This is a genomic window from Pseudomonas sp. GW822-FHT02E03 (genome assembly GCF_058802325.1).
Window position 1 is genome coordinate 255 of the sequence record NZ_JBXAOA010000046.1, and the last position, 23,246, is coordinate 23,500.

Below are 23,246 nucleotides of genomic sequence, written 5' to 3' on the forward strand. Positions count from 1 at the left end.
ATGTGCATCCGCAAGAGACTGGTCGGCTGACAGGCCGCCTTCGCAGGCAAGCCAGCTCCCACAGGGGATGATGTGCATCCGCAAGAGACTGGTCGGCTGTCAGGTCGCCTTCGCAGGCAAGCCAGCTCCCACAGGGGATGATGTGCATCTGCAAGAGACTGGCCGGCTGACAGGCCGCCGTCGCAGTGATGCGGCGACCCGACAAGCCAGCTCCCACAAAAAATCAGAGCGCATCCGCTGTGCTTTTCACCACTCAACAGGCCGAGCGTTAGCTCGCCTGCAGCTTTTGATGTTGACGCACCGCCCCCTCGAGAGGCTGAGTGGAGGTTCTGCGCAGTGGGCAACCCGGCATGGATGCCGGGTTAGCCGCGCACGGCCATGGATGGCCGATCGCGGCGGGCCCACGGAGCAGGACCGGAGCGAGGGCATGCCGAGCCTGGGCGAGGCACCGAACGAAAGGGGCAGAAGCGCTTTGGTTACTTTCGCGCTTTTCGAAAGTGACTCGCTGTAAAAGCGAAACCAATAGAAGCCGTTACCGCAGAAACGGATATGTACACAACCAAAGAGCCGGGAAGGCCCCAAGGCCCACAAACAAAAACGGCCTCTATCCAATAGAGGCCGTTTCCGGTACAGCTCAAGACGTTATCGCAAGACAGCGCCTATCAGCGGTCTTCAAGCCGAGTGATATCACGCGACTCATAGCCAGTGTACAGCTGACGCGGACGGCCAATCTTGTACGGGCTGGAGAGCATTTCCTTCCAGTGGGAAATCCAGCCGACAGTCCGCGCCAGAGCGAAGATCACGGTGAACATGCTGGTCGGAATGCCGATCGCCTTGAGGATGATCCCCGAGTAGAAGTCGACGTTCGGGTACAGCGAGCGCTCGATGAAGTACGGATCGGTCAGGGCGATCTCTTCCAGGCGCATGGCCAGTTCGAGTTGCGGATCGTTGGTGATGCCCAGCTCTTTCAGCACTTCGTCGCAGGTTTGCTTCATGACGGTGGCGCGTGGGTCGCGGTTTTTGTAAACCCGGTGACCGAAGCCCATCAGTTTGAACGGATCGTTCTTGTCCTTGGCCTTGGCGATGTACTTGTCGATGTTCGAAACATCGCCAATCTCGTCAAGCATGGTCAGAACGGCTTCGTTCGCACCGCCGTGGGCAGGGCCCCACAGTGCAGCGATACCGGCGGCGATACAGGCGAACGGGTTGGCACCCGACGAGCCGGCCAGGCGTACGGTAGAAGTCGATGCGTTCTGCTCGTGGTCGGCATGGAGGATGAAGATCCGGTCCATGGCCTTGGCGAGTACCGGGCTGATCGGTTTGATCTCGCACGGGGTGTTGAACATCATGTGCAGGAAGTTTTCCGCGTACGACAGGTCGTTGCGCGGGTACATCATGGGTTGGCCCATGGAGTACTTGTAAACCATTGCGGCCAGGGTCGGCATCTTGGCAACCAGGCGGATCGCGGAGATTTCGCGATGCTGCGGGTTATTGATGTCGAGGGAGTCGTGGTAGAAGGCCGAGAGGGCACCCACTACGCCGCACATGACGGCCATCGGGTGAGCGTCGCGACGGAAGCCGTTGAAGAAGGTCTTCAACTGCTCGTGAACCATTGTGTGGTTCTTCACGGTGCCGACGAACTGGGCCTTCTGTTCTGCGGTCGGCAATTCGCCGTTGAGCAGCAGATAGCAGGTTTCCAGGTAGTCCGACTTTTCAGCCAGCTGTTCGATCGGGTAGCCGCGGTGCAGCAGAATGCCGTTGTCGCCGTCAATATAGGTGATCTTCGACTCGCAGGAGGCAGTCGACATGAAACCAGGGTCAAAGGTGAAACGGCCCGTGGCCGTCAGGCCCCGAACGTCGATAACATCGGGACCAACGGTGCCGGTTAAAATGGGCAGCTCGACGGGGGCTGCGCCCTCGATGATCAACTGCGCTTTTTTGTCAGCCATGTGGCCTCCTATTTATGCTTGAAATCATCAGACAGACCCCCCACGCAGGGCCCGCACCACTATAGTGAGATAAATTCGAATGTCAATTTGCCTAAAGTCTTGCTCCAGAAGGCTTTAACCGGACTTTTTCCTCGAAATTGACTGCCATTTACGCCTTTTATGTCACTTGTGCAATCAGCTATTAGGGGAAGGTGAACGCGTTGTCATTAGTAGCCTAACTGTCTATACTCGGCCACCGACCGCCAGGGGCTTTTGGGCCTGCTTTATTGGGGGTCGCATCCCTGGGTGGTGGTTACCTGACCAGTGCACTCCCCAACAACTTTGCCCTGATTGTTAGGGGCTCTTCAGTGTGAAAAAAAGCCGTGAAAAGCCAACGACCTGTAAACCTAGACCTAAGGACCATCAAACTCCCCATCACCGGCGTTACGTCGTTTCTTCACCGTGTTTCCGGCATCATCCTCTTCCTGGGCCTTGGCTTCATGCTTTATGCATTGGGCAAATCTCTGGGTTCCGAGGAAGGTTTTGCCGAGGTGAAGGCATGCTTGACCAGCCCGCTGGCCAAGTTCGTAGCATGGGGCCTCCTGTCCGCTCTTCTGTATCACCTGGTAGCCGGTGTGCGCCATTTGATTATGGATATGGGCATCGGTGAGACGCTGGAAGGCGGCAAACTGGGCTCGCAAATCATTATCGCCGTATCTGCGGTGTTGATCGTTCTGGCGGGAGTTTGGATATGGTAACCAGCGTTACGAACCTGTCGCGTTCGGGCCTCTATGACTGGATGGCGCAGCGTGTGTCTGCGGTCGTTCTCGCGGCTTATTTCATCTTCCTGATCGGATACCTCGTTGCGAATCCAGGCATTGGCTACGACCAATGGCATGCCCTGTTCGCCCACAACGGGATGCGTATCTTCAGTCTGCTGGCCCTTGTAGCCCTGGGCGCTCACGCCTGGGTCGGCATGTGGACCATCGCGACTGACTACCTGACGCCGATGGCGCTGGGCAAGTCCGCGACTGCAGTACGTTTCCTTTTCCAGGCAGTATGCGGCGTTGCGATGTTCGCTTACTTCGTCTGGGGTGTGCAGATTCTCTGGGGTATCTGATCCATGGCTAACATTCCAACGATTTCTTTCGACGCCATCATTATTGGTGGCGGCGGTGCCGGCATGCGCGCAGCGCTGCAACTGGCACAAGGCGGTCACAAGACTGCCGTGATCACCAAGGTTTTCCCGACGCGTTCGCACACCGTATCGGCTCAGGGTGGCATCACCTGCGCTATCGCTTCTGCGGACCCGAACGATGACTGGCGCTGGCACATGTACGATACCGTCAAGGGTTCCGACTACATCGGTGACCAGGACGCTATCGAATACATGTGTCAGGAAGGCCCGGCTGCGGTGTTTGAACTGGACCACATGGGTCTGCCGTTCTCCCGTACCGAGCAAGGCCGTATCTATCAGCGTCCATTCGGCGGTCAGTCGAAGGATTACGGTAAAGGCGGGCAGGCTGCCCGTACCTGCGCCGCTTCCGACCGTACCGGTCACGCGCTGCTGCACACCCTTTATCAGGGCAACCTGAAAGCTGGCACCACGTTCCTTAACGAGTACTACGCTGTTGATCTGGTGAAGAACCAGGACGGCGCATTCGTCGGCGTGATTGCCATCTGCATCGAAACCGGCGAAACCACCTACATCCGCGCCAAGGCTACCGTACTGGCCACCGGCGGTGCAGGTCGTATCTACGCTTCGACCACCAACGCCCTGATCAACACCGGTGACGGCGTTGGTATGGCGCTGCGTGCAGGCGTGCCGGTACAAGACATCGAAATGTGGCAGTTCCACCCGACCGGCATCGCCGGCGCCGGTGTACTGGTTACCGAAGGTTGCCGTGGTGAAGGTGGTTACCTGATCAACAAGCACGGCGAGCGTTTCATGGAGCGTTATGCTCCGAACGCCAAAGACCTTGCCGGTCGTGACGTCGTTGCCCGTTCGATGGTTAAAGAGATCATCGCCGGCAACGGTTGCGGTCCGAATGGCGACCACGTAATGCTCAAACTCGACCACTTGGGCGAGGAAGTGCTGCACAGTCGTCTGCCAGGCATCTGCGAACTGTCCAAGACTTTCGCACACGTTGACCCTGTTGTTGCTCCAGTTCCGGTCGTTCCGACCTGCCACTATATGATGGGCGGCGTTCCGACCAACATTCACGGTCAGGCAATCACCCAGAACGACGAAGGCGTCGACCAAATCATCCCTGGCCTGTTCGCAGTGGGTGAAGTGGCGTGCGTATCGGTTCACGGCGCCAACCGTCTGGGCGGCAACTCGCTGCTCGACTTGGTGGTATTCGGCCGCGCTGCCGGCCTGCACCTGGAAAAAGCGCTGAGCGACGGTATCGAATACGATGACGCCACCGACGCTGACATCAACGCGGCCCTGGCACGTCTGTCCGCTCTGAACGAGCGTACCGAAGGTGAAGACGTGGCAACCCTGCGTCGCGAACTGCAAAGCTGCATGCAGAACTACTTCGGTGTGTTCCGTACCGGCGAATACATGCAGAAGGGTATTGCTCAGCTGGCTGATCTGCGCGTGCGTATCGCCAACGTCAAGATCAACGACAAGAGCCAGGCCTTCAACACCGCGCGTATCGAAGCGCTGGAACTGCAAAACCTGCTGGAAGTGGCCGAAGCCACTGCTATCGCTGCAGAAGTGCGCAAAGAGTCCCGCGGCGCTCACGCCCGTGAAGACTTCGAAGACCGTGACGATGAAAACTGGCTGTGCCACACCCTGTACTTCCCGGGTGACAAGCGCGTTGCCAAGCGTGCTGTGAACTTCTCGCCGAAGACTGTTCCGACTTTTGAACCTAAGATTCGGACTTATTAAGGGTGGCCGCCATGTTGCAAGTCAGTGTTTATCGTTACAACCCTGATCAGGACGCTGCGCCGTTCATGCAGGAATTCCAGGTTGATACCGGTGGTAAAGACCTGATGGTGCTGGACGTGCTGGCCCTGATCAAAGAGCAGGACGAAGGTTTCTCCTATCGTCGCTCTTGCCGTGAAGGTGTTTGCGGTTCCGACGGCATGAACATCAACGGCAAAAACGGTCTGGCATGCATCACGCCGCTGTCTGCCGTCGTGAAACGTAACAAGCTGATCGTTCGTCCGCTGCCAGGTTTGCCGGTTATCCGTGACCTGGTCGTCGATATGAGCATCTTCTACAAGCAATACGAAAAGGTTAAGCCATACCTGCAGAACGACACGCCGGCTCCGGCCATCGAGCGTCTGCAGTCCCCTGAAGAGCGTGAAAAGCTCGACGGTCTGTACGAGTGCATCCTGTGCGCTTGCTGCTCGACTTCGTGCCCGTCCTTCTGGTGGAACCCGGACAAGTTCCTGGGTCCGGCTGCTCTGCTGCAAGCCTATCGCTTCCTGGCAGACAGCCGCGACAACAAGACATCCGAGCGTCTGGCTTCGCTGGATGACCCGTTCAGCGTATTCCGCTGCCGGGGCATCATGAACTGCGTCAACGTTTGTCCGAAAGGCCTGAACCCGACTAAGGCCATCGGTCACATCCGTAACATGCTGCTGCAAAGCGGCGTGTGATTCAGCTGCTGTAACCCGGCTGTTGTAAAAGTTGTACCGCTGTACCCGTAGATGCTACGGCGCAGGCTTCAACCGGCGCCGTAGTTTTAACCTGGGCAGCAGCTTATAAGGCTGCGGCTCTTATTTTGAAGAAATGAGACAAGCAGGGGCATCCGGGCTGGTACCCGGACTATCAGCGTGATCCTAAGTGGCTTGTTTTAGTCGCTGCATTCGGACTTCTGCAAGTTTTCTCGGTGTCGACGCCGGTGGTGTTCCCCTAACCGAGGGTGACCAAGCATGCAAGAAAGCGTGATGCAGCGCATGTGGAACAGCGCCTACCTATCCGGTAGTAACGCTGCCTATGTGGAAGAGCTCTACGAGCTCTACCTGCACGACCCTAACGCTGTGCCAGAAGAGTGGCGCACCTACTTCCAGAAGTTGCCTGCTGATGGCAACACTGCCACCGATGTTTCGCACTCCACAATTCGCGATCATTTCGTCTTGCTGGCAAAGAACCAGCGCCGCGCCCAACCGGTTTCCGCCGGTAGCGTGAGCAGTGAGCACGAGAAGAAGCAAGTTGAAGTGCTGCGATTGATCCAGGCCTACCGTATGCGTGGCCACCAGGCAGCCCAGCTTGACCCGCTGGGGCTGTGGCAGCGTCCTGCACCTGCAGACCTGTCAATCAATCATTACGGCTTGACCAATGCCGATCTTGATACGACCTTCCGTGCCGGCGACCTGTTCATCGGCAAAGAGGAGGCGAGCCTACGCGAAATTCACGAAGCGTTGCAGCAGACATATTGCCGCACCATCGGCGCTGAATTTACGCATATCACCGATTCCGAGCAGCGCCAGTGGTTCCAGCAGCGTCTGGAAAGCGTGCGCGGCCGTCCGACGTACTCCGTCGACATCAAGAGCCACCTGCTTGAGCGCGTCACCGCCGGCGAAGGCCTGGAAAAATACCTCGGGACCAAATACCCGGGTACCAAGCGTTTCGGTCTGGAAGGCGGCGAGAGCCTGATTCCGATGCTCGACGAGCTGATCCAGCGTTCCGGTTCTTACGGCACCAAGGAAATCGTGATCGGCATGGCCCACCGTGGCCGTCTCAACGTGCTGGTCAACACCTTCGGCAAGAACCCGCGCGAGCTGTTCGACGAGTTCGAAGGCAAGAAGAAGGTCGAGCTGGGTTCCGGTGACGTTAAGTATCACCAGGGCTTCTCGTCCAACGTGATGACCACCGGCGGTGAAGTTCACCTGGCCATGGCGTTCAACCCTTCCCACCTGGAAATCGTTTCCCCGGTGGTCGAGGGTTCGGTTCGCGCCCGTCAGGATCGTCGTAACGACCCTACCGGCGAGAAGGTTCTGCCGATCTCCATCCACGGTGATGCGGCATTCGCCGGTCAAGGCGTGGTGATGGAAACCTTCCAGATGTCGCAGACCCGCGGTTTCAAGACCGGCGGCACCGTGCACATCGTGATCAACAACCAGGTCGGTTTCACCATCAGCAACCCGCTGGACTCGCGCTCCACCGAGTACGCGACCGACGTTGCGAAGATGATCCAGGCGCCGATCCTCCATGTGAATGGTGATGATCCGGAAGCCGTGTTGTTCGTGACCCAGCTGGCCATCGACTACCGCATGCAGTTCAAGCGTGACGTGGTGATCGACCTGGTCTGCTACCGTCGTCGCGGCCACAACGAGGCCGACGAGCCTAGCGGCACCCAGCCAATCATGTATCAGCAGATCACCAAACAGCGCACTACCCGTGAGCTGTATGCCGATCGTCTGACCCAGGGCGGTGTGCTGGACGCAGAGCGTGTTCAGGCGAAAGTCGACGAATACCGCAATGCGCTGGACAACGGCCTGCACGTGGTAAAAAGCCTGGTCAAAGAGCCGAACAAAGAGTTGTTCGTGGACTGGCGTCCGTATCTGGGCCACGCCTGGACCGCGCGTCACGACACTCGCTTCGATCTGAAAACCTTGCAGGAACTGTCCGCCAAGCTGCTGGAAATTCCGGAAGGCTTCGTGGTTCAGCGCCAGGTCTCGAAAATCTACGAAGACCGTCAGAAAATGCAAGCCGGCGGCCTGCCGATCAACTGGGGTTACGCCGAAACCATGGCGTACGCGACCCTGGCGTTCGAAGGTCACCCGATTCGCATGACGGGTCAGGACATCGGTCGCGGTACGTTCTCGCACCGTCACGCTGTCTTGCACAACCAGAAAGACGCGGGTACCTACGTCCCGCTGCAAAACCTGTACAAGGGCCAGCCACGTTTCGACCTGTACGATTCGTTCCTGTCCGAAGAAGCCGTGCTGGCGTTCGAATACGGTTACTCGACCACCACGCCTGAGGCGCTGGTGATCTGGGAAGCCCAGTTCGGCGACTTCGCCAACGGTGCCCAAGTGGTTATCGACCAGTTCATCACCAGTGGCGAGCACAAGTGGGGCCGTCTCTGCGGTCTGACCATGCTGCTGCCGCACGGTTATGAAGGTCAGGGTCCGGAGCACTCTTCGGCTCGTCTGGAGCGTTACCTGCAACTGTGCGCCGAGCACAATGTTCAGGTTGCCGTCCCGACCACCCCGGCTCAGATCTACCACTTGCTGCGTCGTCAGGTGATTCGCCCGCTGCGCAAGCCGTTGATCGTCCTGACTCCGAAGTCGCTGCTGCGTCACAAACTGGCCATCTCGACCCTGGAAGATCTGGCCGAAGGTTCGTTCCAGACCGTTATCCCGGAAATCGATGCCCTGGACCCGAAAAAGGTCGAGCGCGTTGTTCTGTGTAGCGGCAAGGTCTACTACGACCTGCTGGAAAAACGCCGTGCCGAAGGTCGTGATGACATCGCCATCGTGCGTATCGAGCAGCTGTACCCATTCCCTGAGGACGACCTGAAAGAAGTCCTGGCTCCTTACACCAACGCCAAGCATGCCGTTTGGTGTCAGGAAGAGCCGATGAACCAGGGTGCCTGGTACTGCAGCCAACACCACTTGCGTCGTAGCATCAGTACGCTCAACAAGTCTCTCGTACTCGAGTACGCGGGCCGTGAGGCTTCTGCTGCACCTGCTTGTGGTTATGCATCGATGCACGCTGAGCAGCAGGAACAACTGCTGCAAGACGCCTTTACTGTTTAACGCCTTCGCGCACCTGAAACCGAATTTAAGGACCCACAGATAATGGCTATCGAAATCAAAGCCCCCACTTTCCCGGAATCGGTTGCCGATGGCACCGTTGCCACCTGGCACAAAAAACCGGGCGACGCCGTCAAGCGTGATGAGCTGATCGTCGACATCGAAACCGACAAAGTCGTGCTGGAAGTGTTGGCTACCGCTGATGGCGTGCTGGGCGCTATCGTCAAGAACGAAGGCGACACCGTTCTGTCCGACGAAGTTCTGGGCTCCATCGGTGAGGGCAGTGCTGCCGCCGCTGCTCCAGCCGCCGCTGCTGCACCTGCTGCTGCCGCTGCTCCTGCCGAAGCGGGCGAAGACGATCCTGTTGCTGCACCGGCTGCTCGCAAGCTGGCTGAAGAAAACGGCATCAACATCGCTTCCGTTGCCGGCACCGGCAAAGGCGGTCGTGTGACCAAGGAAGACGTTGTTGCCGCTGTAGCTGCCAAGAAAGCCGCTCCGGCTGCCGCACCTGCCAAGGCTGCTGCGCCTGCCGCTGCTGCTCCAGTGTTCGCTGCCGGCGATCGCATCGAGAAGCGCGTACCGATGACCCGCGTGCGGGCCACCGTCGCCAAGCGTCTGGTTGAAGCTCAATCGAACATGGCGATGCTGACCACTTTCAACGAAGTCGACATGACCGAAGTCATGGCGTTGCGTTCGAAGTACAAGGATCTGTTCGAGAAGTCCCACAACGGCGTGCGCCTGGGCTTCATGTCGTTCTTCGTCAAGGCTGCCACCGAAGCACTGAAACGCTTCCCGGCTGTCAACGCGTCGATCGACGGTGCCGACATCGTTTACCACGGCTACGCTGACGTCGGTGTTGCTGTTTCCAGCGACCGCGGCCTGGTTGTACCGGTTCTGCGTAACGCCGAACTGATGAGCCTGGCTGAAATCGAAGGCGGCATCGCCACCTTCGGCAAGAAGGCTCGTGACGGCAAGCTGTCGATGGACGAAATGACCGGTGGTACGTTCACCATCACCAACGGTGGTACCTTCGGTTCGATGATGTCGACTCCGATCGTCAACCCGCCACAAGCGGCCATCCTGGGCATGCACAACATTCTGCAGCGTCCTATGGCGATCAACGGTCAAGTCGTTATCCGTCCGATGATGTACCTCGCTCTGTCCTACGATCACCGTTTGATCGACGGCAAAGAAGCTGTGACCTTCCTGGTTACCATCAAGAACCTGCTGGAAGACCCGGCTCGTTTGCTGCTGGATATCTGATTTCGTTGCACGGGCCGCTCAGTGATGGACGGCCCTTCTGTAATGACCAGCTTCGTCCCACGACGGTCCCCAAAAGGGGCCGTCCGGTTTGATTCGAGAAGGAATGACACATGACTCAGAAATTCGACGTGGTAGTGATTGGCGCGGGCCCTGGCGGCTACGTGGCTGCCATTAAAGCAGCGCAACTGGGCCTCTCCACTGCCTGCATCGAGAAATACACCGACAAGGAAGGCAAACTGGCCCTCGGCGGTACTTGCCTGAACGTCGGCTGCATTCCATCCAAGGCGCTGCTGGACAGCTCCTGGAAGTTCCACGAAGCCCAAGACGGCTTCGCGATCCACGGTATCAACCACGCTGGCGTGACCATGGACGTGCCAGCAATGGTCGGCCGTAAAGCCAACATCGTTAAAGGTCTGACCTCGGGTGTTGCCACCCTGTTCAAGGCAAACGGTGTGACCTCGATCCAGGGCCACGGCAAACTGCTGGCCGGCAAGAAAGTCGAAGTCACCAAGCCTGACGGTTCGGTAGAAATCATTGAAGCCGAGAACGTGATTCTGGCTCCAGGTTCGCGTCCGATCGACATTCCACCGGCTCCGGTCGACCAGAATGTGATCGTCGATTCGACTGGCGCGCTGGAATTCCAATCGGTTCCAAAACGTCTGGGCGTGATTGGCGCTGGCGTGATCGGTCTGGAACTGGGTTCGGTCTGGTCCCGTCTGGGCGCAGAAGTTACCGTTCTCGAAGCGCTGGATACCTTCCTGATGGCCGCTGACGCTGCCGTTTCCAAGGAAGCGCTGAAAACCCTGACCAAACAAGGTCTGGACATCAAGCTGGGTGCTCGCGTTACCGGTTCCAAAGTGAACGGCGACGAAGTCGTTGTGAACTACACCGATGCCAACGGCGAACAGAACATCACTTTCGACAAGCTGATCGTAGCCGTTGGTCGCCGTCCGGTGACCACTGATCTGCTGGCTGCCGATTGCGGCGTGACCCTGGACGAGCGCGGTTTCGTGCACGTTGACGATCACTGCGCCACCACCGTACCGGGCGTTTACGCCATCGGTGACGTGGTTCGCGGCATGATGCTGGCACACAAGGCTTCGGAAGAGGGCATCATGGTTGTCGAGCGCATCAAGGGTCACAAAGCCCAGATGAACTATGACTTGATCCCGTCAGTTATTTATACTCACCCGGAAATCGCGTGGGTCGGCAAAACCGAGCAGACCTTGAAGGCTGAAGGCGTTGAAGTTAACGTTGGCACCTTCCCGTTCGCAGCCAGTGGCCGTGCCATGGCAGCCAACGACACCGGCGGTTTCGTGAAAGTCATTGCCGATGCCAAGACTGACCGCGTATTGGGCGTCCACGTGATTGGCCCGAGCGCTGCAGAACTGGTTCAGCAGGGCGCGATCGGTATGGAATTCGGCACCAGCGCTGAAGACCTGGGCATGATGGTTTTCTCCCATCCGACCCTGTCTGAAGCCTTGCACGAAGCAGCTTTGGCTGTGAATGGCGGCGCCATCCACATCGCCAACCGCAAGAAGCGTTAAGACAATAAGAAACCACGGCGGTACGGCCCGTCGTGAGCCTTGCGTGCAAGACTCACCGCGGAATGTCCGCTGGACGCAGTCTTGCGTAGCTGCACCGGGTAACTGGAAAGCTACGCAAGCAGCAGTCACAGGTGGTGCGGCACCAGAACGGTGCAGCACCGAATGCGCAGTACCTAACGAAGACGGTAATAAGCATGAATCTTCACGAGTATCAGGGTAAGCAGCTGTTCGCTGAATACGGCCTGCCAGTTTCCACCGGCTACGCAGTAGACACCCCGGAAGCAGCAGCAGAAGCTTGCGACAAAATCGGCGGCACCGAGTGGGTTGTCAAAGCCCAGGTCCACGCTGGTGGTCGCGGTAAAGCGGGCGGCGTAAAGCTGGTTCGCAGCAAAGAAGACGCCAAAGCATTCGCTCAACAGTGGTTGGGCAAGCGTCTGGTGACTTACCAGACTGATGCCAATGGCCAGCCAGTCACCAAGATCCTGGTTGAATCGTGCACTGATATCGCTAAAGAGCTGTACCTGGGCGCTGTCGTTGACCGTTCGAGCCGTCGCATCGTGTTCATGGCTTCCACCGAAGGTGGCGTGGACATCGAGAAAATCGCTCACGACACCCCTGAGAAAATCCTCAAGGCCACTATCGATCCACTGGTTGGCGCTCAGCCATTCCAGGGTCGCGAGCTGGCATTCCAGCTGGGTCTGGAAGGCAAGCAAGTTGCTCAGTTCGCCAAGATCTTCGTAGGTCTGGCCAAGCTGTTCAAGGATCACGACCTGGCTCTGCTGGAAGTGAACCCGCTGGTGATCAAGGCTGACGGCGATCTGCATTGCCTCGACGCCAAGATCAACATCGACGCCAACGCCATGTACCGTCAGCCTAAGCTGAAGACTTTCCACGATCCGTCGCAAGACGATCCGCGCGAAGCGCACGCTGCCAAGTTCGAACTGAACTACGTAGCACTGGAAGGCAACATCGGTTGCATGGTCAACGGTGCTGGCCTGGCCATGGGTACCATGGACATCGTCAACCTGCATGGCGGCAAACCAGCCAACTTCCTCGACGTGGGCGGCGGTGCTACCAAAGAACGCGTTACCGAAGCGTTCAAGATCATCCTGTCCGACACTAACGTCGCTGCAGTATTGGTCAACATCTTCGGCGGCATCGTTCGTTGCGACATGATTGCCGAAGGCATCATCGGCGCTGTGAAAGAAGTCGGCGTGAAAATCCCGGTTGTTGTTCGCCTTGAAGGCAACAACGCTGAGCTGGGCGCTAAAGTACTGGCAGAAAGCGGTTTGAACATCATCGCTGCTACCAGCCTGACCGACGCTGCTCAACAAGTCGTTAAAGCTGCGGAGGGCAAATAATGAGCGTCCTGATCAATAAAGACACCAAAGTTATCTGCCAGGGTATTACCGGTTCGCAAGGTAGTTTCCACACCCAGCAAGCCATCGAATACGGCACCAAGATGGTTGGTGGTGTAACTCCAGGCAAAGGCGGCACCGAGCACCTGGGTCTGCCAGTGTTCAACACCGTGAAAGACGCTGTAGCTGCCACTGGCGCCACCGCCAGCGTGATCTACGTTCCAGCTCCTTTCTGCAAGGACTCCATCCTGGAAGCAGCATTCGGCGGCATCAAGCTGATCGTTTGCATCACTGAAGGCATTCCTACCCTGGACATGCTGGACGCTAAAGTTAAGTGCGACGAACTGGGCGTAGTCCTGATCGGTCCTAACTGCCCAGGCGTGATCACTCCAGGCGAATGCAAGATCGGCATCATGCCAGGTCACATTCACTTGCCAGGCAAGGTCGGTATCGTTTCCCGTTCCGGCACCCTGACCTACGAAGCTGTGAAGCAGACTACTGACGCCGGTTTCGGTCAGTCGACTTGCGTCGGCATCGGTGGTGACCCGATCCCGGGTTCGAACTTCATCGACATCCTGAAGCTGTTCCAGGAAGACCCGAAGACCGAAGCGATCGTGATGATCGGCGAGATCGGCGGTTCGGCTGAAGAAGAAGCGGCTGCCTACATCAAGGCACACGTGACCAAACCGGTTGTTTCCTACATCGCTGGTGTGACTGCTCCTCCGGGCAAGCGCATGGGCCATGCTGGCGCAATCATCTCTGGCGGCAAAGGCACTGCAGACGAGAAATTCGCTGCTCTGCAAGACGCAGGCGTTAAAACCGTGCGTTCGCTGGCAGACATCGGCAAGGCCCTGGCCGAGCTGACCGGTTGGGCTGTCAAGTAAGCCTCGCGCTTAACTGACGCTTCACCAGGCAAAGGCCACCTTCGGGTGGCCTTTGTCGTTTCCGGGTGATCGTTCCCACGCTCTGCGTGGGAATGCCGCCAGGGACGCTCCGCGTTCCGCCTTTGAATGTGACGCGGAGCGTCATGGGATGCATTCCCACGCAGAGCGTGGGAACGATCTGTGCCAAGGTAGGAAAATTAGGTATGTAAACGCGACATTGAAATGTCGCGTATCGGATAGTTCGCCCTGTAACAGTGCGTTTGTCGTGCAAATTCGTTAGGCTAGCAGCCATTTTTGCGTCCGCGGCCCACAAGGCAGCGACGCGCTAAACGGGTTAGTCCTATACGGGCCGACAGCATTTCCCTCACCCATAAGGGAAATCCCTCTCTAAATTCCGATTCAGTAGTGTGGTATTTCCTTAATGAAAGTGTTGAAAGGCCAGGACATCCTGGCACTGGGTTTTATGACATTTGCCCTGTTCGTCGGGGCTGGCAACATCATCTTCCCGCCTATCGTCGGTTTGCAGTCCGGGCCTAATGTCTGGATGGCGGCGCTGGGTTTTCTGATCACCGCGGTTGGTTTGCCGGTGATCACCGTTGTCGCCCTGGCCAAGGTCGGTGGTGCAATGGATGCCTTGAGCAGCCCGATCGGTAAAGTCGCTGGTGGCCTGCTGGCAGCCGCGTGCTACCTCGCTGTCGGCCCGTTGTTCGCAACGCCGCGCACCGCGACCGTGTCGTTCGAAGTGGGCCTGGCGCCGCTGACTGGCGAGAGCCCGCTGGCGTTGTTTCTCTATAGCTCGGTGTACTTCCTGGTGGTGTTCTTCATCTCGCTCTACCCGGGCCGCCTGCTCGATACCGTAGGACGTTTCCTCGCACCGCTGAAGATTATCGCCCTGGCCGTTCTTGGCATCGCCGCGTTTGCGTTGCCGGCCGGTGATATCGGCGTGGCCACTCCTGAATATGTCGCAGCACCGTTCTCCCAGGGTTTTATCAATGGTTACCTGACCATGGATACCCTGGGTGCGCTGGTATTCGGCATTGTCATTGTCAATGCGATCCGCTCCCGTGGCGTGGAATCACCAGCGCTGATCACCCGTTACGCGATCATCGCCGGTCTGATTGCCGGCGTGGGTCTGGCGCTGGTTTACGTCAGCCTGTTCCGTCTCGGTTCGGGGAGCCATGAAGTGGCCGCCGGTGCTGCCAACGGCGCGGCGGTATTGCACGCGTATGTTCAACACACGTTTGGTTCGTTGGGCAGCGGCTTCCTTGCGGTACTGATCTCCCTGGCCTGCCTGGTAACAGCGGTCGGCCTGACGTGTGCCTGTGCCGAATACTTCAGCCGTGTACTGCCACTGTCCTACAAGACGCTGGTGATCATCCTGGCTGCGTTCTCCCTGTTGGTGTCCAATCTGGGCCTCACCAAGCTGATCGCGTTCTCGATCCCGGTGCTGACCGCCATCTACCCGCCGTGCATCGCCCTGGTAGCGCTGAGCTTCTGCAAGGACTTCTGGCATGAGCAGGGCCGCATCGTCGGTCCGGTGATGCTGGTGTCGTTCATCTTCGGTCTGATCGACGCCCTCAAGGGTGCCGGTCTGGCAGACTGGATGCCGACTCAATTGGCTCATCTGCCGCTGAGCGAGCAGGGGCTGGCGTGGCTGGTGCCGTCGGTCATGACCCTGGTGGTTGCGGTGGTCTGCGATCGCCTGCTGGGCAAGCGCGAAGAAGCGCTGGCTTAAGCTGCTTCCTGGCTCGCCACAAGCGGGCCTCGCGCTGAGTCCTGGCAAAAATGGAAATGCCCCGTATCAATCGATACGGGGCATTTTTTATGGCCGTACACAAATCTAATGTGGGAGCGGGCTTGCTCGCGAAGAGGGCTTAACATTCAATAGCGATATTGACTGGAAGTCCGCTTTCGCGAGCAAGCCCGCTCCCACAGGATTTCGGTATTCCTCCTATACCTCACAAGGAACTGCATGTCGTTCATCCACGCCAATCTGATCCACATCCTCGCCGCGCTCTGGTTTGTCATCTGCTGGGGTGGCTACACCCGTTATGCGACATGGAAAGGCCGCGACACCGCGTGCCTGGCCAGCGTGTTGCACCTGTATCGCGAAGACTGGATGCGCCGCATGCTGTTGCGCGACAACCGCATTGCCGATGCCAGCGTGATCGGTAACCTGGAGCGCAATGCCTCGTTCTTCGCTTCCAGCACGTTGATTATCCTGGCCGGTATTCTCACGGTATTGGGTGCGTCCGACAGAGCCGTGTCGTTACTGGCGGATATCCCGATGGTGCAACAGGCTTCCCAGGGCATGTCGGAGATCAAGTTGTTGTGCCTGGCGCTGGTGTTTGTCTATGCGTTCTTTACGTTCAGCTGGTGCATGCGTCAGTACAACTTTGCGGCCATTCTCGTGGGCTCGGCGCCGATGATCGGAGAGCGCCACGTGTCCGAGCAAGAGCGTAAAGCCTTCGCTTCCCGAGCGGCACGTGTCATTTCCATGGCGGCCAACCAGTTCAACTTCGGTCTGCGTTCCTATTACTTCGGCATGACCATGCTGGCGTGGTTCGTCAGTCCCTGGTTGTTCATGTTGATGAGTGCCGGCGTCGTGCTGGTGTTGTATCGCCGCGAGTTTCACTCCGACGTTCTTGATGTGATGGTCTATACCCCTACGGAGGCGCCATTGCCTGAAGCAAACAAAGAGGCTGCTTGATGAGTATTCCGTTCTGGTGTGTGTTTATCAGCGCATTGTTGATTTTCGTGGCAAAGATTCCAGTGGCCAAGGCCATGAACGAGCAGGGTGGTTACAACAATCATCTGCCGCGCCAACAGCAGGCGCAACTTACAGGCTTCGGTGCCCGTGCATTGGCGGCCCATCAGAACAGTTTCGAGGCGTTCATGATCTTTGCGGTGGGGGTGTTGATGGCGCATACCACGCAGACAGCGGGATGGCTGATCGATACGCTGGCGATCGTCTTTGTGGTCGCGCGCATCATATATCTGTTGTGCTATTGGGCGGACTTGGCCTGGCAGCGCAGCCTGGTGTGGTTCGTCGGCTTAGTGTGTTCATTGTTGCTGATGATTAGTCCGACTTTTAGGACGATTTTGCTCTAAGGCTGCACGACAAACAAAAGTCGCAGGCAAAAGAAAACCCGCACTTGGCGGGTTTTCTTTTAGCACTAAAAACGCGTTTAGTTTTTAGGTGCTTCTGGCGCGGCTTCTTTTGTCGCTGCTGCGTTAGATTCGGCCTGAGCTTTGGCAGCTTCGGCGTTTTCTTTTGCTGCCTCGTTCACTTTATCCTGAGCTTCACCCATTTTTTCCTGAGCTTGCTCAGCATGTTTGGTGGCTTCTTGAGCTTTGTCCTCGGATTTTTTATCGCAGGCAGCGAGACCGAGGGAAGCGGTCAACATCAAGGCAATAGCTAAAGTCTTACGCATGGGGTGTTTCTCCTGATGGAAAGTATCTACTGGCCTTTCGAGCGCAGCGATCAGGGTTAAGTTCCTTAATTCGCACAGATATATAAGTTTGTTTTTCTACGGAACTTTTACCCACTAGCCTGCTACTTTCCCGGAACACTAAGAAGAGTTTAATCCAATGGCCGAAAACCCCGTTTTTGAGCGTGCGACGCGATTCCTGTCGGCATTGCGGCATTGTCAGGTACTCGGCATGCGCGTTCACAGCGCCAGCAGCGAAGGATTGACGGTGATTCTGCCGTACAGCCCGCAGATCGTCGGCAATCCGCAAACCGGGGTGATTCATGGCGGAGCGTTGACCTCGCTGATGGACACCGCCTGCGGCATGGCTACCCTTTGCGTGCTGCCTGAGTTCGAAGTCTGTCCGACGCTCGACTTGCGGATCGACTACATGCACGCCGCCGAGCCGCACAAGGACGTGTACGGCTTCGCCCAATGCTACCGAGTGACCACCGACGTGATCTTTGCGCGCGGTTTTGCCTATCAGGACGACCCCGAACAGCCTATCGCCCATGTGGTGGGCACCTTTATGCGCATGGGCAAGGGCATCAAAGGCACCAAAGGTTTTGCCGGTGCCATAGCTGGAGGTGCGAAATGACCGACGCGTTCAAGGAGCAACTTCAACAGGCCCATGCGCAGGGGGACTACGCCTCTCTGCTGCACCTGATTCCTTACGCCAGACTGATCGGCGTCGAATGTTCGCGTGTCGGGGATGAGCTGCTGTTTCGCCTGCCGGCCAACAAGGACAACATTGGTAACCCTTTATTGCCGGCGATCCATGGCGGGGTGATTGCCGGGTTCATGGAGCTCTCGGCGGCACTGCACCTGCTGATCTTCACCGGCTCGCCCGGCGTGCCGAAGATTATCGACTTTTCCCTCGACTACCTGCGCGCGGGGCAGTTTCGCGATACCTGGGCCAGATGCCAGGTGTGCCGACAGGGGCGGCGGGTGGCAAACGTGGCGATTACCGCCTGGCAAAGCACTGAAGCCGAGCCCATTGCCACGGCCCGCGCTCATTTCAAAATCGAAGAGCCCTTGAAATCCTGATCTCAGCCCCCAACTCTGAGGACAACCCGCCGTCGACCTTCAAGGTCGCGGCTTATGCCATCTGATTGGAGTTTGATGACCATGAGTGTGGAAACTCAAAAGGAAACCCTGGGCTTCCAGACCGAGGTGAAGCAACTGCTGCACCTCATGATCCATTCGCTGTATTCCAACAAGGAAATTTTCCTTCGCGAATTGATCTCGAACGCCTCTGACGCTGTCGACAAATTACGCTTTGAAGCGCTGGCCAAACCTGACTTGCTGGAAGGCGGCGCGGAACTGAAAATCCGTGTGAGCTTCGACAAAGACGCTAAAACCGTCACCCTCGAAGATAACGGCATCGGCATGAGCCGTGACGACGCGGTCACCCATCTGGGTACCATCGCCAAGTCCGGCACTGCCGATTTCATGAAACACCTGTCTGGCGATCAGAAAAAAGACTCGCACCTGATCGGTCAATTCGGTGTCGGTTTTTACTCGGCCTTCATCGTTGCCGATAAAGTCGACGTATTCAGCCGCCGTGCCGGCCTCGCTGCCAGCGAAGGCGTGCACTGGTCGTCCAAGGGCGAAGGCGAATTCGAAATCGCCACCGTCGAGAAAGCTGACCGTGGTACCCGCATCGTCCTGCACCTGAAGTCCGCTGAAGACGAATTCGCCGATGGCTGGCGTCTGCGCAACATCATCAAGAAGTACTCCGACCACATCGCTTTGCCGATCGAGCTGCCGAAAGAAGTGGCCGCTGCCGAAGGCGAAGAGCAGCCGGCCGTCGAGTGGGAAACCGTCAACCGCGCCAGCGCCCTGTGGACTCGTCCTCGCACTGAAGTGAAAGACGAGGAATACCAGGAGTTCTACAAACACGTCGCTCACGATTTCGAGAACCCGCTGAGCTGGAGCCACAACAAGGTCGAAGGCAAGCTCGAGTACACCTCGCTGCTTTATGTACCGACCCGTGCGCCATTCGATCTGTACCAGCGTGAAGCGCCGAAAGGCCTGAAGCTGTACGTGCAGCGTGTGTTCGTCATGGATCAGGCCGAGTCGTTCCTGCCGCTGTACCTGCGCTTCATTAAAGGCGTGGTCGACTCCAACGACCTGTCGCTGAACGTGTCGCGGGAAATCCTGCAGAAAGACCCGATCATCGATTCCATGAAGTCGGCGCTGACCAAGCGCGTTCTGGACATGCTGGAAAAACTGGCGAAGAACGAGCCTGAGCAATACAAAGGCTTCTGGAAGAACTTCGGTCAGGTCATGAAAGAAGGCCCGGCAGAAGACTTCGCCAACAAAGAAAAAATTGCTGGCCTGCTGCGTTTCGCGTCCACTCAGGGCGACGACGGCGAGCAAGTTGTGGGTCTGGCCGACTACCTGGCTCGCGCCAAGGAAGGTCAGGACAAGATCTACTACCTGACTGGCGAAACCTACGCGCAAGTCAAAAACAGCCCGCACCTGGAAGTCTTCCGCAAGAAAGGCATCGAAGTGCTGCTGCTGACCGACCGCATCGACGAGTGGCTGATGAGCTACCTCAACGACTTCGACGGCAAGAGCTTTGTCGACGTGGCACGCGGTGACCTGGACCTCGGCAACCTGGACTCGGAAGAAGACAAGAAAGCCGCGGAAGAAGTCGCCAAGTCCAAAGAAGGCCTGGTTGAGCGTCTGAAGACTGCACTGGGCGACTCCGTTGCTGAAGTGCGGGTCTCCCATCGTCTGACCGACTCCCCGGCGATTCTGGCCATCGGCGAGCAGGACCTGGGCCTGCAAATGCGTCAGATCCTGGAAGCCAGCGGTCAGAAGGTTCCGGATTCGAAGCCGATCTTCGAATTCAACCCGGCTCACCCGCTGATCGAGAAACTCGACAACGAGCAGAGCGACGAGCGCTTCGGCGATCTGTCGCACATCCTGTTCGATCAGGCGGCCCTGGCGGCCGGCGACAGCTTGAAAGACCCGGCCGCTTATGTGCGCCGTCTGAACAAGCTGTTAGTTGAACTGTCGGTTTAACCGCGTTGTAAAAAAACCCGCTTCGGCGGGTTTTTTGATCGTTCCCACGCTCTGCGTGGGAATGCCTCTAGGGACGCTCCGCGTCCAGTGATGCGGAGCGTCACGGGCTGCAACCACGCAGAGCGTGGAACGATCAGCCGATCAATTACAGGGGCGTTGGCGGGCTTCGGTGTTTCGGCAATTCGATCCGCTCACTTTCCCCCGGCACTGTCGGCCAGTCCCCGGCCGCCCAGCGCCGACGTGCTTCATCGATCAATGCCGGATCACTGGCCACGAAATTCCAGTTGATCCGCCGTGGTCCATCCAGCGGCGCGCCGCCAAACAGCACGGCATGACAGTCGCTCTCGGCGAACAGTGTCATCTCTTCCCCGGCCGGCAACACCACCAGCGAGTGCGGTTCCAGCGGCTCGCCATCCAGTTGCGCTTCACCGCTCAGCACATACAGTGCCCGTTCTTCATGCTCGGTGGGAATCAGCAATGTGGTCGCCGTTTGCAGGTTCAATTCGGCATACAGCGTAGGAGAAAGCACCGGAACCGGCGATTCGAGGCAAAAGCCTGACCCGGCGATCATCCGTATCTTCACGCCAAGGTTATCGCTGACAGGCAGCGTGGCAGCCGGATGGTGGCTGTAGTGTCCTGGGCCGTGTTCACGATCTTTGGGCGAAGCCAGCCAGATCTGTAAGCCATGCATCGTAAATTCGCTGTCTTTCAATGGTTCGGGTGTGCGTTCGACGTGGGCGATTGCGCTACCCGCCGTCATCCAGCTGACATCGCCGGCATTGACCACCTGATCGGAACCGAGGCTGTCCTTGTGCTGGATTTGCCCTTCGAACAGGTAGGTGAGGGTGGACAGGCCGATGTGTGGATGCTGACGGATGTTCATGCCTTTGCCCGCCGGATAACGGGTTTCGAGCATGTGGTCGAAAAACACGAAAGGCCCGACGTTGCGGCATTTGGCTGACGGCAACGGGCGAAGAATCGGCTGGCCTTCGACATCTTCGGCGCGAGGGCGGATCACGAGTGGCGTGTTCATGGTGCATTCCAGGCTGAGCGGGTGACGCAGGGAGCATAACCCGCTTGCGCAGCCCTTGCCGCTATTGGCTGAAGGCACCTTCGGACAGATGGGTTTCGATGCTGACTTCAGAGGTGGTCATCAGCTTGTGTACCGGGCAGCGGTCGGCCACGCGGTGCAACTCGTCACGCTGGGCGTCGGTGAGCACACCCTTGAGCGTGAGTTCGACGTGCAGAGCGTATTTGCCTTTCTGCTCTTCACTGTTGTCGCGCGTGACCTCAACCTCGACGCCCGTCAGCGGGATGCCCTTTTTCCTGGCATACATTTTCAGCGTCAGGGCCTTACAGGCACCCAGTGCTGCGTCGAAGTAGTCGTGTGGTTCAGGCGCGGAGCCTTCGCCGCCAGAGGTTTTCGGCACATCGGCAAAGAGTTCGTGGTCATCGATCTGGACGCTGTGACGAAAACCTTCGGCGGAGACGGTGTTGACGGTAACAGTCATAAGAAACCTCGCAGACATTGGGAAAAGTCATTCGATCAAAAAAGACCCTGAAGTTATAGAGCATCCCTTCAAATTCGCGTTCCACTTTCTTGCCTGGCGATTTGACTAAGATGCAGAACCTGTAGGAGCGAGGCTTGCCCGCGAAGAATGCACCGCGGTTTTTCAGGCATTACGCGTCATCGTTCTTCGCGGGCAAGCCTCGCTCCTACAGGATTTCACTGAACTTGTCATCGTCCTGTCACCCCGGCGTCATACCCTCGCGCTCATCTCAATCAAGGAGCGCACCATGCACCTCACCCGTTTAACCGCCCTGGCCACAATGATGTTTGTCAGTGGTCTGGCCAGTGCCGAAGTCCGCGTCGAAGGCCCAGTGGAATACGGCGTGTTCGCTGGCCCCAAAGCCGAACTGCAATCGGGCGAGCGAGTTTTGCGCCGCAGCAATGAACAGATCCAGCAAACCGAAATCGTCCCCGCCAAACTCGGCACCAAGTTTGGTATGCGCTACCAGTTGGCCGGCAAGGTCGCCGAAGACCAGCCGCTGACGTTGCTCTATTTCACGCCGGGCATTCGTACTCCGGATGGCGTTCGTCACGACAAACTGGAAGTGACTCAAAAACTGGTACCCGGTGCTCCGCAGGACCTGATGGCCTTCGAGTTCACCGAAAGCCATGAAGTCGTTCCCGGTGAATGGCGCTTCATGGTGTTCCAGGGCGACCGTCTGCTGGCCCAGCAACGCTTTACCGTGCGCTGATCGCGCTCGCCCAGCCCAAATTCGGACGAAAAAAAGCCCCGCGTTTGCGGGGCTTTCATGTCGTTGCAAATCAGCTGCCTTTGACCGTCTTGCCGTTGACCGTACCGTCAAGGAGCATGATGTTGTACTCCTTGCCGTCGGTTTCAACCTGTTGCAGGCGAACCAGCAGGTAATCCCAGTCCTTGGCGAACCACAGGACGGTGATGCGCTTGCTTTGTGTCGGGTCGCGCACGCGCTCGACCTTGATTGCATCGATCTGGCCAGCCTTGGTGTCGACTTTTTCCGAACCCAGCACGCGGAAGTCATAGGTATCGACTTCGCCATCGTCGACGACCTGATAGCTCATGCTTTTCTTGCCAGCGGCGACGTCATGCTGCAGAGCCAGTTGATAAGTGGATTTATCGACCATGCCGCGGTTCAGTGGGATCTTGACCGCGTCGCCGCGATCGGTGCCGGTGACCATCTTGTTGGTCCAGTCGAAATCCAGATCAGCCTTCTTGGCTTTGCCCAGGCCACCACGTTCGAAATGGTAGGACTGCGGCAGCAGCGTGTCCTTGTCCAGGGTCAGGGTGCTTTCTTCAGTCAGGCTGGCGATCATCATCGACGCCTTGAAGCTGAGTTTCCAGACGCCGTTGGCGCCCTTGGTCAGGCTGCGTTCGGCGGTGCCGCTCATGGGCAGCTGCTTCCAGTCGGCGGTGTAGCTGGCGGAGAAAGGTTGAAGGTCTGCGGCCTGCGCAAACGGCAGGGCGAGCAGAGCGCAAGCGAAGAGCAGGGCGCGACGCAT

The 23,246-nt window shown here is 57.9% G+C and carries 21 protein-coding genes; 16 read left to right on the forward strand and 5 right to left on the reverse strand.

The annotated features are described in order from the left end of the window. Positions 1–662 precede the first annotated feature (662 nt). Positions 663–1,949 (reverse strand): citrate synthase, encoded by a 1,287-nt coding sequence (gltA, locus tag AC1RQB_RS23995; RefSeq protein WP_008071464.1) that lies wholly within the window; start codon positions 1,947–1,949, stop codon positions 663–665. Between the two features lie 362 nt (positions 1,950–2,311). Here gltA and sdhC point away from each other — a divergent pair, with 362 nt between their 5' ends. The 12 genes from sdhC (at position 2,312) to AC1RQB_RS24055 (ending at position 16,808) form a co-directional block, all read left to right on the forward strand. Continuing rightward, positions 2,312–2,686 carry a succinate dehydrogenase, cytochrome b556 subunit gene (gene sdhC / locus AC1RQB_RS24000; RefSeq protein ID WP_032830362.1) on the forward strand — a complete coding sequence of 125 codons (375 nt, stop codon included), beginning with the start codon at positions 2,312–2,314 and terminating at the stop codon, positions 2,684–2,686. Beyond that, positions 2,680–3,048, forward strand: a complete 369-nt coding sequence (sdhD, locus tag AC1RQB_RS24005; RefSeq protein ID WP_008071469.1) for a succinate dehydrogenase, hydrophobic membrane anchor protein — start codon at positions 2,680–2,682, stop codon at positions 3,046–3,048. The genes sdhC and sdhD overlap by 7 nt, the downstream gene beginning before the upstream one ends. Positions 3,049–3,051: 3 nt before the next feature. Further along, complete coding sequence (gene sdhA / locus AC1RQB_RS24010) at positions 3,052–4,824, forward strand: succinate dehydrogenase flavoprotein subunit (protein WP_008071470.1); 1,773 nt, start codon at positions 3,052–3,054, stop codon at positions 4,822–4,824. Positions 4,825–4,835: 11 nt separating this feature from the next. Then, positions 4,836–5,540 (forward strand): succinate dehydrogenase iron-sulfur subunit, encoded by a 705-nt coding sequence (locus AC1RQB_RS24015; RefSeq protein ID WP_007898989.1) that lies wholly within the window; start codon positions 4,836–4,838, stop codon positions 5,538–5,540. 276 nt (positions 5,541–5,816) lie between these two features. Continuing rightward, entirely contained in the window at positions 5,817–8,648 is a 2,832-nt protein-coding gene (locus AC1RQB_RS24020; RefSeq protein ID WP_008071472.1) for a 2-oxoglutarate dehydrogenase E1 component, read from the forward strand. Between the two features lie 42 nt (positions 8,649–8,690). Then, a complete protein-coding gene (gene odhB / locus AC1RQB_RS24025) occupies positions 8,691–9,908 on the forward strand; it encodes a 2-oxoglutarate dehydrogenase complex dihydrolipoyllysine-residue succinyltransferase (protein WP_008071474.1) in 1,218 nt (405 codons plus the stop codon). A 110-nt stretch (positions 9,909–10,018) separates the two neighbouring features. Next, positions 10,019–11,455 carry a dihydrolipoyl dehydrogenase gene (gene lpdA, locus AC1RQB_RS24030; protein WP_007898983.1) on the forward strand — a complete coding sequence of 479 codons (1,437 nt, stop codon included), beginning with the start codon at positions 10,019–10,021 and terminating at the stop codon, positions 11,453–11,455. Between the two features lie 194 nt (positions 11,456–11,649). Further along, on the forward strand, positions 11,650–12,816 hold the full coding sequence (gene sucC / locus AC1RQB_RS24035; protein ID WP_007898980.1) for an ADP-forming succinate--CoA ligase subunit beta: 1,167 nt from the start codon (positions 11,650–11,652) through the stop codon (positions 12,814–12,816). Continuing rightward, positions 12,816–13,697: a succinate--CoA ligase subunit alpha gene (sucD, locus tag AC1RQB_RS24040; protein ID WP_007919877.1), complete on the forward strand. Its 882-nt coding sequence runs from the start codon at positions 12,816–12,818 to the stop codon at positions 13,695–13,697. Before sucC ends, sucD begins: the two co-directional genes overlap by 1 nt. A 421-nt stretch (positions 13,698–14,118) precedes the next feature. Continuing rightward, a complete protein-coding gene (gene brnQ, locus AC1RQB_RS24045) occupies positions 14,119–15,432 on the forward strand; it encodes a branched-chain amino acid transport system II carrier protein (protein ID WP_063342945.1) in 1,314 nt (437 codons plus the stop codon). A gap of 237 nt (positions 15,433–15,669) precedes the next feature. Beyond that, positions 15,670–16,407, forward strand: a complete 738-nt coding sequence (locus AC1RQB_RS24050) for a DUF599 domain-containing protein (protein WP_008071484.1) — start codon at positions 15,670–15,672, stop codon at positions 16,405–16,407. Then, positions 16,407–16,808, forward strand: coding sequence for an MAPEG family protein (locus AC1RQB_RS24055; RefSeq protein WP_063342946.1), 402 nt, complete (start codon positions 16,407–16,409; stop codon positions 16,806–16,808). The genes AC1RQB_RS24050 and AC1RQB_RS24055 overlap by 1 nt, the downstream gene beginning before the upstream one ends. 77 nt (positions 16,809–16,885) lie before the next feature. Here the strand turns inward: AC1RQB_RS24055 and AC1RQB_RS24060 are convergent, their stop codons facing one another. Continuing rightward, a complete protein-coding gene (locus AC1RQB_RS24060; protein WP_008071487.1) occupies positions 16,886–17,131 on the reverse strand; it encodes a hypothetical protein in 246 nt (81 codons plus the stop codon). A 157-nt stretch (positions 17,132–17,288) separates the two neighbouring features. On the opposite strand from AC1RQB_RS24060, the gene AC1RQB_RS24065 reads away from it, so the two are divergent. The 3 genes from AC1RQB_RS24065 to htpG all read left to right on the forward strand — a co-directional run bounded on the left by AC1RQB_RS24065 (position 17,289) and on the right by htpG (position 20,200). Continuing rightward, on the forward strand, positions 17,289–17,765 hold the full coding sequence (locus AC1RQB_RS24065; protein ID WP_008013863.1) for a PaaI family thioesterase: 477 nt from the start codon (positions 17,289–17,291) through the stop codon (positions 17,763–17,765). After that, positions 17,762–18,214 (forward strand): PaaI family thioesterase, encoded by a 453-nt coding sequence (locus tag AC1RQB_RS24070; protein WP_063342947.1) that lies wholly within the window; start codon positions 17,762–17,764, stop codon positions 18,212–18,214. Before AC1RQB_RS24065 ends, AC1RQB_RS24070 begins: the two co-directional genes overlap by 4 nt. 81 nt (positions 18,215–18,295) lie before the next feature. Next, positions 18,296–20,200, forward strand: a complete 1,905-nt coding sequence (gene htpG / locus AC1RQB_RS24075; protein ID WP_008071491.1) for a molecular chaperone HtpG — start codon at positions 18,296–18,298, stop codon at positions 20,198–20,200. 145 nt (positions 20,201–20,345) lie between these two features. Here htpG and AC1RQB_RS24080 read toward each other — a convergent pair whose 3' ends face one another. Together AC1RQB_RS24080 and AC1RQB_RS24085 are read right to left on the reverse strand one after the other, a co-directional pair. After that, positions 20,346–21,233 carry a pirin family protein gene (locus AC1RQB_RS24080; protein ID WP_063342948.1) on the reverse strand — a complete coding sequence of 296 codons (888 nt, stop codon included), beginning with the start codon at positions 21,231–21,233 and terminating at the stop codon, positions 20,346–20,348. Between the two features lie 61 nt (positions 21,234–21,294). Then, positions 21,295–21,711 carry an OsmC family protein gene (locus AC1RQB_RS24085; RefSeq protein WP_063342949.1) on the reverse strand — a complete coding sequence of 139 codons (417 nt, stop codon included), beginning with the start codon at positions 21,709–21,711 and terminating at the stop codon, positions 21,295–21,297. Between the two features lie 286 nt (positions 21,712–21,997). On the opposite strand from AC1RQB_RS24085, the gene AC1RQB_RS24090 reads away from it, so the two are divergent. Then, a complete protein-coding gene (locus tag AC1RQB_RS24090; protein ID WP_008071496.1) occupies positions 21,998–22,462 on the forward strand; it encodes a DUF3859 domain-containing protein in 465 nt (154 codons plus the stop codon). A gap of 70 nt (positions 22,463–22,532) precedes the next feature. Here AC1RQB_RS24090 and AC1RQB_RS24095 read toward each other — a convergent pair whose 3' ends face one another. After that, a complete protein-coding gene (locus AC1RQB_RS24095) occupies positions 22,533–23,246 on the reverse strand; it encodes a DUF3108 domain-containing protein (RefSeq protein WP_063342950.1) in 714 nt (237 codons plus the stop codon).

Coding starts and splice junctions, on each gene's coding strand:
- gltA (WP_008071464.1), bottom strand. CDS start 1,949: ATGGCTGACAAAAAAGCGCAGTTGATCATCGAGGGCGCAGCCCCCGTC.
- sdhD (WP_008071469.1), top strand. CDS start 2,680: ATGGTAACCAGCGTTACGAACCTGTCGCGTTCGGGCCTCTATGACTGG.
- sdhA (WP_008071470.1), top strand. CDS start 3,052: ATGGCTAACATTCCAACGATTTCTTTCGACGCCATCATTATTGGTGGC.
- AC1RQB_RS24015 (WP_007898989.1), top strand. CDS start 4,836: ATGTTGCAAGTCAGTGTTTATCGTTACAACCCTGATCAGGACGCTGCG.
- AC1RQB_RS24020 (WP_008071472.1), top strand. CDS start 5,817: ATGCAAGAAAGCGTGATGCAGCGCATGTGGAACAGCGCCTACCTATCC.
- odhB (WP_008071474.1), top strand. CDS start 8,691: ATGGCTATCGAAATCAAAGCCCCCACTTTCCCGGAATCGGTTGCCGAT.
- lpdA (WP_007898983.1), top strand. CDS start 10,019: ATGACTCAGAAATTCGACGTGGTAGTGATTGGCGCGGGCCCTGGCGGC.
- sucC (WP_007898980.1), top strand. CDS start 11,650: ATGAATCTTCACGAGTATCAGGGTAAGCAGCTGTTCGCTGAATACGGC.
- sucD (WP_007919877.1), top strand. CDS start 12,816: ATGAGCGTCCTGATCAATAAAGACACCAAAGTTATCTGCCAGGGTATT.
- brnQ (WP_063342945.1), top strand. CDS start 14,119: ATGAAAGTGTTGAAAGGCCAGGACATCCTGGCACTGGGTTTTATGACA.
- AC1RQB_RS24050 (WP_008071484.1), top strand. CDS start 15,670: ATGTCGTTCATCCACGCCAATCTGATCCACATCCTCGCCGCGCTCTGG.
- AC1RQB_RS24055 (WP_063342946.1), top strand. CDS start 16,407: ATGAGTATTCCGTTCTGGTGTGTGTTTATCAGCGCATTGTTGATTTTC.
- AC1RQB_RS24060 (WP_008071487.1), bottom strand. CDS start 17,131: ATGCGTAAGACTTTAGCTATTGCCTTGATGTTGACCGCTTCCCTCGGT.
- AC1RQB_RS24065 (WP_008013863.1), top strand. CDS start 17,289: ATGGCCGAAAACCCCGTTTTTGAGCGTGCGACGCGATTCCTGTCGGCA.
- AC1RQB_RS24070 (WP_063342947.1), top strand. CDS start 17,762: ATGACCGACGCGTTCAAGGAGCAACTTCAACAGGCCCATGCGCAGGGG.
- htpG (WP_008071491.1), top strand. CDS start 18,296: ATGAGTGTGGAAACTCAAAAGGAAACCCTGGGCTTCCAGACCGAGGTG.
- AC1RQB_RS24080 (WP_063342948.1), bottom strand. CDS start 21,233: ATGAACACGCCACTCGTGATCCGCCCTCGCGCCGAAGATGTCGAAGGC.
- AC1RQB_RS24085 (WP_063342949.1), bottom strand. CDS start 21,711: ATGACTGTTACCGTCAACACCGTCTCCGCCGAAGGTTTTCGTCACAGC.
- AC1RQB_RS24090 (WP_008071496.1), top strand. CDS start 21,998: ATGCACCTCACCCGTTTAACCGCCCTGGCCACAATGATGTTTGTCAGT.
- AC1RQB_RS24095 (WP_063342950.1), bottom strand. CDS start 23,246: ATGCGTCGCGCCCTGCTCTTCGCTTGCGCTCTGCTCGCCCTGCCGTTT.